This window comes from Myceligenerans cantabricum, from assembly GCF_054777735.1.
On sequence record NZ_BAAHAJ010000006.1, the window covers coordinates 23,812 to 38,079 of the forward strand.

Annotated in this window: 11 protein-coding genes; 6 read left to right on the forward strand and 5 right to left on the reverse strand. The window is 72.5% G+C overall.

Going from position 1 to position 14,268, the window contains the following annotated elements; all coding sequences use genetic code 11:
* The first annotated feature begins 86 nt into the window (after positions 1 to 86).
* Both ACYU96_RS06720 and ACYU96_RS06725 read left to right on the forward strand, forming a co-directional pair.
* The gene (locus ACYU96_RS06720; RefSeq protein WP_460750648.1) at positions 87 to 1,673 is read left to right on the forward strand and encodes an ABC transporter permease subunit; all 1,587 of its coding nucleotides are present in this window, start codon (positions 87 to 89) and stop codon (positions 1,671 to 1,673) included.
* Positions 1,674 to 1,678: 5 nt separating this feature from the next.
* Entirely contained in the window at positions 1,679 to 2,587 is a 909-nt protein-coding gene (locus ACYU96_RS06725; RefSeq protein ID WP_460750650.1) for a sugar ABC transporter permease, read from the forward strand.
* 93 nt (positions 2,588 to 2,680) lie between these two features.
* Here the strand turns inward: ACYU96_RS06725 and dnaG are convergent, their stop codons facing one another.
* On the reverse strand, positions 2,681 to 4,645 hold the full coding sequence (dnaG, locus tag ACYU96_RS06730) for a DNA primase (RefSeq protein WP_460750653.1): 1,965 nt from the start codon (positions 4,643 to 4,645) through the stop codon (positions 2,681 to 2,683).
* Positions 4,646 to 4,844: 199 nt separating this feature from the next.
* On the opposite strand from dnaG, the gene ACYU96_RS06735 reads away from it, so the two are divergent.
* The gene (locus ACYU96_RS06735; protein WP_460750656.1) at positions 4,845 to 5,036 is read left to right on the forward strand and encodes a DUF4236 domain-containing protein; all 192 of its coding nucleotides are present in this window, start codon (positions 4,845 to 4,847) and stop codon (positions 5,034 to 5,036) included.
* A 49-nt stretch (positions 5,037 to 5,085) separates the two neighbouring features.
* On the opposite strand, the gene ACYU96_RS06740 is transcribed toward ACYU96_RS06735, so the two are convergent.
* From ACYU96_RS06740 to ACYU96_RS06755, 4 genes are all read right to left on the reverse strand, one after another.
* Complete coding sequence (locus ACYU96_RS06740) at positions 5,086 to 6,252, reverse strand: FAD-dependent monooxygenase (protein WP_460750659.1); 1,167 nt, start codon at positions 6,250 to 6,252, stop codon at positions 5,086 to 5,088.
* Positions 6,249 to 6,887, reverse strand: a complete 639-nt coding sequence (locus ACYU96_RS06745; protein WP_460750662.1) for a TetR/AcrR family transcriptional regulator — start codon at positions 6,885 to 6,887, stop codon at positions 6,249 to 6,251. Before ACYU96_RS06745 ends, ACYU96_RS06740 begins: the two co-directional genes overlap by 4 nt.
* A gap of 154 nt (positions 6,888 to 7,041) precedes the next feature.
* Positions 7,042 to 8,127, reverse strand: a complete 1,086-nt coding sequence (locus ACYU96_RS06750; protein WP_460750665.1) for a lytic polysaccharide monooxygenase — start codon at positions 8,125 to 8,127, stop codon at positions 7,042 to 7,044.
* A 78-nt stretch (positions 8,128 to 8,205) separates the two neighbouring features.
* On the reverse strand, positions 8,206 to 8,724 hold the full coding sequence (locus tag ACYU96_RS06755; RefSeq protein WP_460750667.1) for a MarR family winged helix-turn-helix transcriptional regulator: 519 nt from the start codon (positions 8,722 to 8,724) through the stop codon (positions 8,206 to 8,208).
* 86 nt (positions 8,725 to 8,810) lie between these two features.
* Between ACYU96_RS06755 and ACYU96_RS06760 the strand changes: the two genes are divergently transcribed.
* The 3 genes from ACYU96_RS06760 to ACYU96_RS06770 all read left to right on the forward strand — a co-directional run bounded on the left by ACYU96_RS06760 (position 8,811) and on the right by ACYU96_RS06770 (position 14,250).
* Positions 8,811 to 10,157 (forward strand): FAD-binding oxidoreductase, encoded by a 1,347-nt coding sequence (locus tag ACYU96_RS06760; RefSeq protein ID WP_460750670.1) that lies wholly within the window; start codon positions 8,811 to 8,813, stop codon positions 10,155 to 10,157.
* Positions 10,158 to 10,274: 117 nt separating this feature from the next.
* Positions 10,275 to 11,711: an MDR family MFS transporter gene (locus ACYU96_RS06765; RefSeq protein WP_460750673.1), complete on the forward strand. Its 1,437-nt coding sequence runs from the start codon at positions 10,275 to 10,277 to the stop codon at positions 11,709 to 11,711.
* Between the two features lie 157 nt (positions 11,712 to 11,868).
* Positions 11,869 to 14,250, forward strand: a complete 2,382-nt coding sequence (locus ACYU96_RS06770) for a metallophosphoesterase (protein ID WP_460750676.1) — start codon at positions 11,869 to 11,871, stop codon at positions 14,248 to 14,250.
* The last annotated feature ends 18 nt before the right edge of the window (positions 14,251 to 14,268 follow it).

Sequence of the window (14,268 nt, forward strand, 5' to 3'; positions counted from 1 at the left end):
CGGCACACACGACGTGAGCGGTCCCGCCGGGCCCGGCCGCAGGTGGCCGGGCCCGGCGGGACCACGCGACTGACGGAGAGGCGACGATGACCGAGGTTTCGCTCGGAGGCCCGGCCGGCACGCGCCGCGGGCGGGGGAGCGACTCCCACGCCCGCCGCACGGGGCCCGGCTGGTACGTGAAGATCGTGCTGATGGCGGCGGTGAACGCGCTGGGCCTGTACGGGGTCTGGACCGCCGTCCTGGTGGGCTCGTGGGGAGTGGCGGTGTTCCTGGCGGTGGCCGTGGCCGCCGCGGACCGGGTGTACTTCTCCCGCAGGATGCTCCCGGCGAAGTACCTGTACCCCGGCCTGCTGTTCCTGCTGGCGTTCCAGCTGTTCGTCATGCTGTACACGGCGTACGTGGCGTTCACCAACTACGGGGACGGCCACAACTCCACCAAGGCGGACGCGGTCGCCGCGATCTCCGCGCAGAACGAGCGTCGCGTGGAGGGCTCGCAGACCTTCCCCCTCACGGTGGTCGAGCAGGACGGCGAGCTCGGGTTCGCGATCCTGCGCGACGGGGAGATCGTGGTGGGCGACGCCGACACCCCGCTGGCACCTGCGTCCGGTGCCGACGACGGCGCCCGCGTGACCGCCGTCGACGGCTGGACCGCGCTCGAGTTCGGCGAGCTGGTCTCGCGCTCCGCCGAGCTCACCGAGCTGCGCGTGCCGTTCTCCGACGACCCGTCCGACGGCGGCCTGCGCACCCAGGACGGGTCGCTCGGCTTCGTCGCCGCGCCCGTCCTCGTGTACGACGACGCCTCCGACACCTTTACGAGCACGAGCACCGGCGCGACCTACGCACCGGACGACCACGGGACCTTCGTGTCCGAGGACGGCGAGGCGCTCACGCCGGGCTGGCGGGTCGGCGTCGGGTTCGAGAACTTCACCGCCATCTTCACGCAGGACCGGCTGGCGGGGCCGTTCTTCCAGGTGCTCGTGTGGACGTTCGTGTTCGCCGGCGTCTCGGTGCTCTCCACGTTCGCGCTCGGCCTGTTCCTGGCGATGGTGTTCAACGACCCGCGGGTCAAGGGGCGCAAGATCTACCGGTCCCTGCTGATCCTCCCGTACGCGTTCCCGGCGTTCCTCGCGACGCTCGTGTGGCGCGGGATGCTCAACGAGAAGTTCGGCTGGATCAACGAGGTGCTGCTCGGCGGCGCGGAGATCCCGTGGCTCACCGATCCGTGGCTCGCCAAGGTGTCGGTGCTGGCCGTGAACCTCTGGCTGGGCTTCCCCTACATGTTCCTGGTGACGACGGGCGCGCTGCAGGCGCTCCCGGGCGACGTGCTCGAGTCGGCGCGGGTCGACGGCGCGAGCCGGTGGCGGACGATCCGGTCGATCGTGCTGCCCCTGCTCATGGTGTCCACCGCGCCGCTGCTGATCTCCGCGTTCGCCTTCAACTTCAACAACTTCGCGCTGATCTACATGCTGACCGGCGGCGGGCCGCACTTCGAGGGCGCCCCGGTGCTCGTGGGGCACACGGACATCCTCATCTCGATGGTGTACTCCGTGGCGTTCGACTCGGGCGTCAAGCAGTACGGCCTCGCCAGCGCGGTGTCGCTGCTGATCTTCGTGATCGTCGGCCTCGTCTCGTGGCTCGGCTTCCGCCGCACCCGGACCCTGGAGGAACTGTGACCACCGTGACCAAGACGGAGCGCCGCACCGACCGCGACCGGTACACGGTCCGGCACGACGTCGGCCCACGCGGCCTGCGCTGGTGGACCGAGGTGGGGTGGCGGCACGTGGTCGGGATCGTGATGGTCGTGGTCTGCGTGGTTCCGCTGCTGTACGTGATCTCGGCGTCGCTCAACCCGTCGGGGACGTTCACCGGGTCGAACCGCCTGTTCAGCGAGGTGGGTCTGAACAACTACGCCGGGCTGTTCGAGTCGCGCTACTGGCAGTGGTTCGTCAACTCGTTCGTCGTCGCCGTCACGTCCGCGATCGGGACCGTGCTGATGGGCGGTGCCGCGGCCTACGCGTTCAGCCGGTTCCGGTTCTCGGGGCGGCGCACCGCCCTGACCACGCTGCTGCTGGTGCAGATGTTCCCGCAGATGCTGGCCGTCGTGGCGGTGTTCCTCGTGCTGCTCACCATCGGGGACGTGCTCCCGATCCTGGGGACGAACTCGACGCTCGCGCTCATCGCGGTGTACCTGGGCGGCGCGCTCGGGGTGAACACGTTTCTCATGTACGGGTTCTTCAACACCGTGCCGCGCGAGATCGACGAGGCCGCGAAGATCGACGGGGCGGGCCATGCCCAGATCTTCTGGACGATCATCCTGCGGCTCGTGTCGCCGATCCTTGCCGTGGTGGGGCTGCTCAGCTTCATCGCGACGTTCGGCGAGTTCATCATCGCCAAGACGGTGCTGCAGTCCCCGGACCGCCTCACGCTGGCGGTGGGCCTCTACCAGTGGGCGGCCGACGAGCGCAACGCCCCCTGGGGCCTGTTCTCCGCCGGCGCGGTGCTGGCGGCGATCCCGGTGGTCGTCCTGTTCCTGTTCCTGCAGAAGTACATCGTCGGTGGCCTGACCTCGGGCGCGGTCAAGGGCTGAGCGGCGGGACCGGCCGGCGTCGCGTCCAGCCGTGCGCGACGGGCCGGCCCGGTCCGTCCCGGGAGGAGGAGCCGCGTCGTGGTGCGGCGGCCGCTAGACGGCTTCTCGCAGCGCCCGTCGTTGTTCCTCGATCTTGGTGAGCTCCGCGAAGGCCGCCTGGTACGCCTCGAAGTCGGCCCCCGGGTCCAGCCGCTGCAGGCGGCCGCGGGCGTTCGCGATGCGCCGGTTCAGGCCCAGGTCGATCAGGCGGCGCACCACACCCGCCACGAATCCCGGCACGGCGGCCTCGCGGTCCTCGGGAAGTTCCGCCACCGCCAGTTGCGCGATGATCGGCGTGACCGTCTCCGGTGCCTGCTCGACGACGGCCTCCACCCAGGCGGCACCGCCGATCGCCCGGCCGGTGACCGCGCCGCCCGCCGCGACGATCGACTCGTGGACCGCCCGCCACGCCGGGGTCAGGAAGGCGTCGAGGCCCAGCTGGTCGAACGCGTCCGGCACGTGCTGCGGGTACTGCAGCACGGAGACGAGCACGAGGTGCTCGTCGCGCGCGACGGGGTCGCGCGGGTCCGGCGCGGGGATGCCCGACGGTGCCGCCGCGCTCCGCTCGCCACCCGGCGCGCCCGCCGCGCCGTCGCGGCCGGCGGAACCCCGCCCGCCGTCGGGGGTGCGGCCGTCCTGCGCGCCGCGCTGCGCCGGCCTGCTCGCCGCGCGCTGCACCTCGCGGGCGACGGCGCGCTCGTCCATGCCGAGCCAGCCGGCCAGCATGCGCGCGTACTCGGGCCGCAGCGCCTGGTCGCGCATCCCGGCGACACGCGGTGCCGCCTTGCGGAGCGCGCCGACCCGGCCCTCGGCGGTGTCCAGGTCGAAGTCCTTGAGGTCGGTCTCGATGACGAACTGGAACAGCGGCTTGCGCTTCTGCACCAGCGCGACGACCGCCTCCGGGCCTCGCGAGACGCGCAGGTCGCAGGGGTCCATGCCCTCGTCGGCGACGGCGACGAACGTCTGCGCGTAGAAGCGCTGGTCCTCGCCGAAGGCGCGCATCGCCGCCTTCTGGCCGGCCTCGTCGCCGTCGAACGTGAAGATCACCTTGCCGCCGAGCGACTCGCCGGACCTGAGCTGCATCCCGCCGCCGACGGCGGTGTCGCCCATGAGGCGCCGCACGACCTTCGCGTGCTCCGCGCCGAACGCCGTGCCGCACGTCGCGACCGCCGTCGTCACCCCGGAGAGGTGGGCCGCCATGACGTCGGTGTACCCCTCGACGATGACCACCTGCTTCCGTTGCGCGATCTCCCGCTTGGCGAGGTCGATCCCGTACAGCACCTGCGACTTCTTGTAGAGCGCGGTCTCGGGGGTGTTGAGGTACTTGGGGCCGTTGTCGTCGTCGAACAGCTTGCGGGCGCCGAACCCGATCGTCGCGCCGGTGACGTCGCGGATGGGCCAGATCACCCGGCCGCGGAAGCGGTCGTACACGCCGCGCTGTCCCTGCGTGACCAGGCCGGCGGCGAGCAGCTCGTCCCGCGTGAAGCCGCGGCCCTGCAGGTGGCGTGCCAGGTTCTCCCAGCCCTGGGGCGCGAAGCCGACACCGAACCGCTCCGCGTCCGCGCGCTCGAAGCTGCGCTCGGCCAGGAGCCGGCGGGCGGGCGCGGCGTCGGGCGTCATGAGCTGCTCGGCGTAGAACTCCTGGGCGACGCGGTGCGCGTCGAGCAGCCGCTGCCGCTTGCCGGGCTCCTCGCGCGGCCGGGCCGGGCCGCCGTCCTCGTACCGGAGCTGGACGCCGACCTTGCCGGCGAGGTGCTCCACCGCCTCGGCGAAGCCCATCCCGTCCATCTTCATGAGGAAGGTGAAGACGTCGCCACCCTCGCCGCAGCCGAAGCAGTGGTACCGCCCGACGCTCGGGCGGACGTTGAAGCTGGGGGAGCGCTCGTCGTGGAACGGGCACAGGCCCTTGAGCGAGCCGACGCCCGCCGGCTTGAGCGTGACGTGGGCGGAGACCACCTCGTCGATGCGCGCGCGCTCGCGCACCTCGTCCACGTCCTCGCGCCTGATGATCCCCGCCACGCAGGCGAGTCTATGTCCGGACGACGACGGACCGGGCCGGTCATCCACAGGCCGCCGCCGCGCCGGCACCTCGCGCCGTCGGATCGTCTTGCCGCTCTCGAAACTTGGATTTGTCGGACTACACGTGTTCGATACTCTTTGCCCAGAGTTCGGTCGCGGGGGTCCTGATCCCGCGGCCCTTGTGCTGGAGAGGGAGAGAATGGTCAAGCTCGGCGGAGGTAACCTCCGGTACCGCAAGCGCCTGTCGTTCGGGCCGCTGAAGTTCAACATCACCCAGAAAGGGCTGTCGTCGATGAGCGTCAAGCTCGGTTTCTGGACGTGGAACTCCCGTACCAAGAAGCACTCGCTCAACCTGCCGGGCGGCCTGAGCTGGTACAGCAACTCGAAGTGAACCCCGGGTCGCGCGGGTGGCGTCCGCCCGCGCGACCGCTCCGGGGTGGTCAGGCCACCAGGTCCGCGACCGTCCGGTGGTCCTTCGGGAACAGCGGGCCCACCAGGATCTTGTCGAGGCCCGGCAGCCGCATCGCGCGGAATCCCCAGCGGCGCAGCAGGAGCTTCGCCGTCGTCGCCGGGACGAACCAGTCCGCGGCACGGTCCCGCGCGTTCGCCTGGACCCCGCCGGCCACCGGGCGCCAGAGCCGCTCGTAGTCGGCCAGCCCCTCGGCCACCGAACCTGTCCGGTGCAGCCGCTCCGCCAGGACGTAAGCGCCCGCCACACCGAGCGAGGCGCCCTGCCCGGCGACCAGGGACACCGCGTGGGCGGCATCGCCGATCAGCACCACGCGGCCCGCGTGCCACCGGGGCGTGTCGATCTGCGCCACCAGGTCGTAGTAGATCTCGCCCGGCGGCGGGCAGCGGGCGAGGGCGCGGTCGGCCAGGTCGCCCAGCCCCGCGTGCTCGCGGCGCAGCGCCTCGCGCGGGTCGGCGGGCAGCTCCGGGTCCGGCGTGCGGTGCACGGCGAAGACGGCGACCCGGTCGTCGCCGATCCCGTAGAAGCCCATCTGCCGGTTCAGCGACTCGGTGAGCACGAACTGCCGGCGCACCTCCTGGTACATCTCGGGGTCGGTGAAGACGTAGGCCCCGGTGTGCATCCCGAGCGGGCGGAGGCGCTCGCTCTCGGGCCCGAACACGAGCGACCGGACGCGTGAGTGGATGCCGTCGGCCCCGACCACGAGGTCCGCGGCCGTGCTCGTGCCGTCCGACAGCTCGACGTCGTCGTCGTCGATCCGTGTGATCGTGGTGCCGTAGCGCAGCTCGACAGCGCCGGGCAGCGCCTCGCGCAGCAGGTGCTCGAGCGCGGGGCGCATGATGCTGACGATCTCGCCGTCGAGCGCCTTGGTGAACCGGGAGTAGCCGACGCCGACCGTGGTGCGGTCCCGCGCGTCGATGTACCGGAACACGTCGACCGGGCTGGCCGCCTCCCGCAGCCGCGGCGCCAGCCCCATGGCCGTGACGGCCTGGAAGCCCGGTCCGAAGAAGTCGATCATGTAGCCCTGCTCGCGCGGCCCGGGCGCCGCGTCGACGACGAGCACCTCCCATCCGTGGTGCTGCAGCCGTCCGGCCGCGGCCAGGCCGGCGATTCCGGCTCCGCAGACTATTGCCCTCATCCGTGTGCTCCCTCCGGTGCGTGGGGACCCGGGCCGGCAGCCGCCGGCGCGGGGGTCTCGGGGACGACGCCGGTCCCGGCGAGCTGCCGCAGGACGGGCGCGATCGTCGCCGCCGTGAGATCAGGGTCCAGGCCCTTGTGCAGCATGAAGCCGTCGAGCGAGGCGAGGATGACGACGGCCGTCGCCTCCGCCGCGGGGTGGCCCGCGTGCTCCAGCGCCGCGGCGACGTCGCCGCGGAACCCGAGCATGAGATCGGTCATCTGCTCGCGCAGCAGGGGGTCTCGGGTCGCGGCGAGGTAGGCCTCGACGAAGAGGAGCGACTCGGGGTCGTCCGCCGCGTACCGGTCGAGGTCCGACAGGACCGCCTCGATCGCCTCGCCCGGCCCGGCGGCGCCGGTCAGTGACTCGGCGGACGCGTCGAGCGTGGCGTGCATCCCCTCGATGGTGGCCTGGCGCAGCAGCGCCTGCAGGGACTCGAAGTGGTAGTGCACCAGGCCCGCGTGCACGCCGGCCCGCTCGGCGAGGTTCCGCGTGCTGACCGCGTTCCAGCCGATCTCGCCGATCAGCTCGCGTCCGGCCGCGAGCAGCCGGGCCCGCGCGGCCCGCCCTCGTTCGGCGCTCGTCCGTGTGGTCACGTACCCTCCTGGGCGATCGACTTGGGCGACTGCCCAAACAGTAGCCCGGATCGCCGCCGGACAGCAAGGACGGGCCGGGGTGGCGAGTGCCGCAGCACTCACCACCCCGGCCCGTGGGGTCCGCGGTCCCGTCCGCGGCCCTGCGCGCGCTCCGTCAGCCGAGCGAGCAGGACTCCCCGTTGAGCGTCGCGGCCGAGGCCGCGGCCGTCCCGCCGTTCGCGACATACCCGAAGGTCGCGCTGCCGCCGGCGGGGATCGAGCCGTTCCAGCTCGCGTTCGAGAACGTCACCGTGTCACCCGCCTGCGAGTACACGCTGCTCCACGACTGGGTGATCTGGTCACCGCCGGTGAAGGCGATCTCCACGTCCCAGGTGTCCACGGCCGCTTCCGTGGTCAGCTCGACGGCGCCCTGGTAGCCGCTGCCCCAGGCGTTCACCGAGGTGACCGTGACCTCGCAGGCGCCCGGCTCCGGAGGGTCGGTCGGCTCCGGGTCGGTCGGCTCCGGCTCCGGGTCGGTCGGCTCGGGGTCCGGGTCGGGCTCGCCGTCGCCGAACACCACGTCGGAACAGCTGTAGAACGCCTCCGGGCTGTCCGAGCGCTCCCAGATCGAGTAGATGATGTGGCGTCCCTGCTTGTTCGGCAGCGTCGCGTCCCAGTAGTACTCGGCGCCCTCCGGCCCGTCCTGCTTCGGCGGGTCGGTCGCGACGTCGAACGGCTCCGCCTCCAGGTCAGACCACTTCAGCGGCTGGCTCGGGTCCCAGCCGTCCCGGGTGACGTACTGCATGAACTTGCCGGGGTGGTCCGCCCAGGCCGAATAGCGGAACGTGACGTCCTGCCCGGCGCTCACCCCGGTCGACGGCCAGTCCGTCCCTCCCGGGCGCATCCCCGCGAAGTCGCCGCCGGGGCCGCAGAGGTTGCCGTCCGGGATGATCTCGCGGTGCTGGTCGCCGGCGTTCGAGATGAGGTTGCCGAACCAGTTGTAGAACGCATAGTTGCCGTACTGCTCCAGGGCCGCGGCGCACTTCGGGTTCTGCGGGTTCAGGCCGCCGCCCTCGCCGTTGTCGACGCCGTCGCGGTAGCAGGCGTAGGTCCGGGACTCGGGGAACAGCGGGGTGCCGTGCGCGTCCGCCGAGGGCGGGGCCGGGTCGGCCACCACGACGAGCAGCGCTCCGAACAGCGCGAGCGCGGCGGCCATGACCACCGCACGCGTCCGCGTGGCTTTCTTCGCGATCGCAGTCACTTGTCTCCACTCCTTCGTCGGTACAAGCTTTGGGCCAGCGTGCGACGGCGGTCGTGGGTGGGGTAGGCGGTGAAACGCTTAGGGAGCGTCCGGCCGTGCGCCGGCCGGTGCGCCCGGCTGCTGCGGCCAGTCCTCCGGGCTGATGTCGCGCACGCCCTCGGGCGCGGCGGCCGCGAGGCGCCCGAGCGTCGCGAGGAACGCGGACACGTCGTCGTCGGAGCCGATCGCCGTGCGGATCCGCCGGTCGAAGGCGACGGCCGCGTCGCGCAGCCCGCTGAAGAGGCGGGCACCGGCGTCGGTGACCTCGACCTGCTGTGTGCGCCGGTCGCCGGGTCGGCGCGTGCGGGCGACGAGCCCGTCGTTCTCCATGCCGCGAAGGTGGTGGGTGAGCGTCGCCTCGCGGATCCCGACCGCGTGGGCCAGCTCCCGCTGGGTGCGCGGCTCGCTCGTGCTCAGTGCGAGCAGGATGTGCCACACCTGCCAGGAGGCGCCGTGCTCCAGCAGCATCGCGTCGAACCCGCGGATCAGCGGCTGGACCGTCTTCCACAGGACGACGGTGACGGGCCGGCGGCCGCCGTGCTCGGGAGTGCTGCTCATGCAGGCGAGGGTAGCGAAAAAACCCTTGTCATCTAATCATTAGGGATCTAACCTTCTGTCAGGACCACACCTACCCGGAGGTCATCGTGCCGTCCACCCCCCTCCACCCGTCCGTCACCGCGCTCGCCGAGCTGCTCGGCGACCGCCTGCACACCACGGCGTCACCCGATCTCGCCGCTCTCGCGGCCACCGTGTTCGACGGCGAGCCCCGTGTCCCGGCGGCCCTCGCGCGGCCCCGCACCACGGCCGAGGTGTCCACCGTCGTCCGCGCGGCCCGCGAGGCGGGCCTGCCGCTCACCGTCCGCTCCGGCGGCCACTCGTACACCCGCGGCTCGCTGCTCGACGGCGGCCTCGTGCTCGACCTGCGCCTCATGGACGGCGTACGCATCGACCGGGAGGCCCGGGTCGGGCACGCCGAGGGCGGCGCCACCGCCGGGGCCTATACCGCCGCCGCCGGTGAGCAGGGCCTGGCCACCGGGTTCGGCGACACCGGCACGGTGGGGGTCGCGGGCCTCGCGCTGGGCGGCGGGATCGGGTTCCTCAGCCGTCGCGACGGGCTCACGCTCGACAACCTGCTCGGCGCCGAGGTGGTCCTGGCCGACGGCCGGGTCGTGCAGGCCGGCCCGGACTCCGAGCCGGACCTGTTCTGGGCGCTCCGTGGCGGAGGCGCCGGGATCGGCGTCGTGACCCGGCTGGACCTGCGGCTGACGGAGACCACGGACGTCGTCGGCGGGATCCTCGCCTGGCAGCCCGAACCGCGCGTGCTGTCCGACGTCGTCGCCGCGTTCGCCGCCGCCCCCGACGGGCTGTCCGGCATGGTCAACGTCATGCTCGCGCCGCCGGCGCCGTTCGTGCCCGCCGAGCTGCACGGCAAGCCTGTCGTGCTGGCGCTGGTCTGCTGGTCGGGCGCGCTCGAGGCGGCCGACGACGCCCTCGCGCCCCTGCGGGCGCACGCCCCGGTCCTCGACCAGGTCGAGGCCAAGCCCTACCCCGCCATGTTCGAGGGCGGCCCCGAGACGGCGGGCATGCGCGCCGTGGTCGCCACCGGGTTCACGGACGTCCCGGACGAGGCCGCTGCCGCGGCCATGATCGACGTCGTCCGTGCCGCCGCGGGACCGGCGGCCGTGGTCAACCTGCGGCTCATGGGTGGCGCGGTCGCCCGTGTCGGCGCCGGCGAGACCGCGTTCGCCCACCGGGAGCGCGCGGTGATGGCGACCGTCGCCGCGATGACTCCCGATCCGGTGCGGGAGGAGGGCATCAGGTCCTGGGTGTCGGGCGCTGCCGCCCGGCTCGCCGTGGACAGCGGCCCGGCCTACGTGAACTTTCTGGGCGGCACGGGGCCCGAGGACCTCGCCCGCGCGCACCCCGGCGCCACGGGGGACCGCCTGCGTGCGGTCCGGACCAGGTACGGCACCCTCGCTCCTCAGGCCTGACCGTCTCGAGGACCGGAGGCGCGAGGACCGCGCGGGGCGGCCGGGCGGGAATACCGTGTGCTCTGGGCAACTTGTCAGGAGAGTGCGCACACTGATCTCCCGCGGCGTGGCTGCCGCGTGACCGCCCCCGCTCCCGTGGAGCCCATCACCCGCCGCAGCGTCGGCCTGCGCTCCGAGCGCGGGCCGATTCTCGGCTCCCTGATGCTTGCCGCCGCGCTCGTCGCCCTGGACGCCACGATCCTGGCGACCGCCGCCCAGACGATCGCCGGCGAGCTCGGGGACTTCGAGCGGCTGCCCTGGGTCTTCTCCGTGTACATGCTGGCCCAGGCGGTCAGCGTGCCCGTGTACGGGCGGCTGGCCGACGTGCTCGGCCGCAAGCGCGTGATGCTCGCCGGGATCGGGCTGTTCCTGCTGGGCTCGGTGCTGTGCGGGGTCGCGGTCTCGATGACGTGGCTCATCGTCGGCCGCGTGGTGCAGGGCCTCGGCGCGGGCGCCGTCATGCCGATGTCGATGACCATCGTGTCCGACGTCTACACGCTCGCCGAGCGCGCGAAGACGCAGGGCTACCTGGCGAGCGTCTGGGCGATGTCCTCCGTGGTGGGTCCCACACTGGGCGGCGTGTTCTCGCAGTTCGCCTCGTGGCGGTGGATCTTCTGGATCAACGTCCCCCTGTGCCTGCTCGCCGCCTGGATGCTGTCGCGCAGCTTCCACGAGTCCGAGCGCGACGGCGCGCGCGAGCCGATCGACTACGTCGGCGCCGCCCTGCTCACCGCGGGCAGCACCGCCCTGCTGCTCGGCCTGCTGGAGGGTGCGTCGCTGCCCGTGGCGCTGACCGCCGGGCTCTTCGTGCTGGCCGCGGTGCTGCTGGGCGGCTTCGCCTGGTGGGCGCTGCGGACCGCGCACCCGGTGTTCGACCTGCGGGTGCTGAGCCGCCGCGTGATCGGCTCGTCCACGGGAGCCGCCCTGATGGTGGGGGTCATCGTGCTCGGGCTGTCCACCTACATCCCCATCTACGCGCAGGGTGTGCTCGGCGTCGGCCCGCTGGTCGCCGGGTTCGCCCTCGCCGCGATGATGCTGGGCTGGCCCCTGACGGCGACCTGGTCCGGCAGCTTCTACCTGCGGATCGGCTTCCGGGCCACGGGCCTGATCGGCTCGACGCTGGTGCTCCTCGGGTCACTGCTCGCGGTGCTGGTCCTCGGTGAGGACTCAGCGGTCTGGCAGGTCGCCGCGACGACGTTCCTCATCGGTGCGGGCATGGGACTGACCGCGGTGCCGACCCTCATCGCGGCCCAGACCAGCGCGCCGTGGCACGAGCGGGGCGCGGTCACCGGGATCAACATGTTCTCCCGGTCGATGGGCTCCGCCGTGGGCGTGGCGGTCTTCGGGGCCATCGTCAACGCGTACGCCACGGTGGGGGCGGACGGCACGCCCACGGGTCCGGGCCTCTCGCACGCGATGCACTTCGTGTTCATCGCGACGGCGGCCTGCGCGGCGCTCATGATCGTCACGGTGGCGCTCATGCCGAAGGACCGGCCGGCCCCGGCCACGCGGTAGGTCCGCCGGCCCGCTGGAGCCGGTCCCGAGCCGGGGGAAGGGGCCCGGCGACGGTGCCGTCAGGCGTTCTCCGGGAGTTCATCGTCCGGCAGAGGCAGGTTCAGCGTGTCGGCCCAGTCTGGGACACGCCTGCCCACCCCCCGAGATTGGACCACCCGTGCACCCCACCCCCACCCCGCCCGCGCGCTCGAGCCGGACTGCTCGCCGCGTCGCGGGGACCGCCCTGGCCCTGGCCGGCCTCCTCGCCCCGCCCTTCGTGGCGGCGCAGGCCGGCCCTGCGGCGGCGGACGTCGCCCCCGCGGTCGCCGACACCGCTGTCAGCGTGGCGGCCGACGACGCCTCCCGCTTCACCCTCGCCGTCCTCCCGGACACGCAGTTCTACTCGCGCTACTCGGGGGACCAGTTCGTACCGCGCTACGGCTCGGACCCGTACCAGGTGCAGACGCAGTGGCTCGCCGACGTGCAGGACGAGCTCCGCATCCCCTTCACCACGCACCTGGGCGACGTCGTCGACCGCGTGGGCGTGGAGAACGAGTGGCGGGTCGCCGACACGGCGATGCGCACCCTCGAGGACGCGTCCCTGCCGTACTCGGTCCTGCCCGGCAACCACGACGTGCGCAACTCCGACGACCGTCTCACCGACGAGGACTACGACCTCGACGCCGAGCCGTACCTCGACTGGTTCGGCCCGGAGCGTGCCGTGCGCAACGAGACCTACGGCGGCAGCGACCCGACCGGGCTCAGCGAGTACCACGTGTTCGAGGCCGAGGGGCAGGAGTTCCTCGTGCTCGCCATGACGTGGCGTGCGTCGGACACCACCATCGCCTGGGCGAACGAGGTGATCGACAGCCACCCCGCGCTGCCCGTCATCCTCACCACCCACTCCCTGATCGACGTCGACACCGACGGCACCACGGCCAAGGACACCGAGTACGGCCTCAAGCTGTGGGACGAGCTGATCGCCCCGAACGACCAGATCTTCCTCACGTTCAACGGCCACTTCCACGGTGCCGCCCGCCAGACCCGCCTGAACGACGCCGGCCACGAGGTCACACAGATCCTCGTCGACTACCAGATGGCGTACGACGGCGGGAACGGCTACCTCGGACTGCTCGAGTTCGACCTGACCAACGACCGCATCTCGATGCAGACCGCCTCCCCGTGGGTCACCTGGAAGCCGCAGGCCTCCCTGACCGCCTACGACCAGCCGTTCCTCGAGGGCCCGAACCAGCAGTTCACGATCGACATCGACTTCGCCGACCGGTTCGGCGGCTTCGCCCCGGAGTTCGGCCCCGGCACGCCCGACGAGCCGTCCCTCACGCAGCGCGCTCGTGACCTGCTCCTCGACGGGTTCGACGGCCCCGACCCGGTGACGACCCAGCCGCCCGCCTCCACCGGCGACTACCCGCGCGTGGACGGCACCCTCGCCCACTGGCGCTTCGGCGGCCTGGACGGTGTCCTGCCCGAGCACGCCGTCGTCCCCGACGTCGCCGGCGACAACGACATGCACCGCGTGCCGATCAGCGAGTCCGGATCGCCGACGGCGCAGGTCGAGGACGTCACCGTCACCCACGACGGGGTCCACCCGCTCTCCTCGGACGGCGCGGCCGTCTGCTTCGCCGGCTCCGACAAGACCGCGCAGCGCCTCAGCTACCTCGCCACGGACGCCGACGCCCCCGTGAACGACGTCGACCTCGCGAACGGCTACACGATCGAGACGTTCCTCAAGATCGACGGCGGCTTCACCGAGGACACCAACGCCTGGATGAAGGCCCTGGTCCGGTCCGGCAACCGCTCCCGCCTGCCCGGCATGCCCTGGTCGCGGTGGGACTACACCGCCTCACCCGTCGCACTCGGACTCTCCAACCTCAAGGAGTTCCAGTGGACCGAGGTCCCCGTCGAGACCACCAAGGGCGACCGCACCGCCTGGTCCGGCGAGATCATCCTGGACCGGTGGGTCCACGTCGCGCTCGTCAACGACCCGGCCGACAGCACCACCACGATGTACGTCGACGGCGCCCCCGTCCTGCGCAACGCCGGTGACACCCTCGGGCACAGCATCGAGCAGGACATGCCGTGGCTCATCGGCACCGACTGGGTCGACGACCACGCCACCAACGGCTGGCACGGCTGCGTCGGCGAGACCCGCGTCATCGACCACCCGACCGGCCCCGAGGAATGGCTCACGGGCCGCGCCGACCTCGACGACCTCGCCCCCGACCTGTCCGACGGCGACCGCGTCCGGCACCTGCGCGCGGTCACGGGCACCGGCACCCCGGGCGCCACCGTGGACGTCACGATCGAACGCACCGACCGCGAACACCCCGGCCGCAACCGGCACCACCAGCGGCCCCGGCCCCACGACGACCGCCAGGTCAGCGCGGTCGTGGACGGCGACGGCACCTGGACCGCCAGCCTGCACCCCCGGCTCCGTACGGGCGACTACACGCTGCGCGCCACGCAGGCGCTCGGTGAGCGCGAGTCGGCCACCGTCGAACTGGCGTTCCAGGTGGGGCGTGGCCGAGGTCATCGTGGCTGACACGCCGCACCGGCGAGC

Bases quoted from the DNA above. Each gene is read 5' to 3' on its own strand.
- ACYU96_RS06740 (WP_460750659.1), bottom strand. From the start codon at position 6,252: ATGAGGGCAATAGTCTGCGGAGCCGGAATCGCCGGCCTGGCCGCGGCC.
- ACYU96_RS06720 (WP_460750648.1), top strand. From the start codon at position 87: ATGACCGAGGTTTCGCTCGGAGGCCCGGCCGGCACGCGCCGCGGGCGG.
- ACYU96_RS06735 (WP_460750656.1), top strand. From the start codon at position 4,845: ATGGTCAAGCTCGGCGGAGGTAACCTCCGGTACCGCAAGCGCCTGTCG.
- ACYU96_RS06755 (WP_460750667.1), bottom strand. From the start codon at position 8,724: ATGAGCAGCACTCCCGAGCACGGCGGCCGCCGGCCCGTCACCGTCGTC.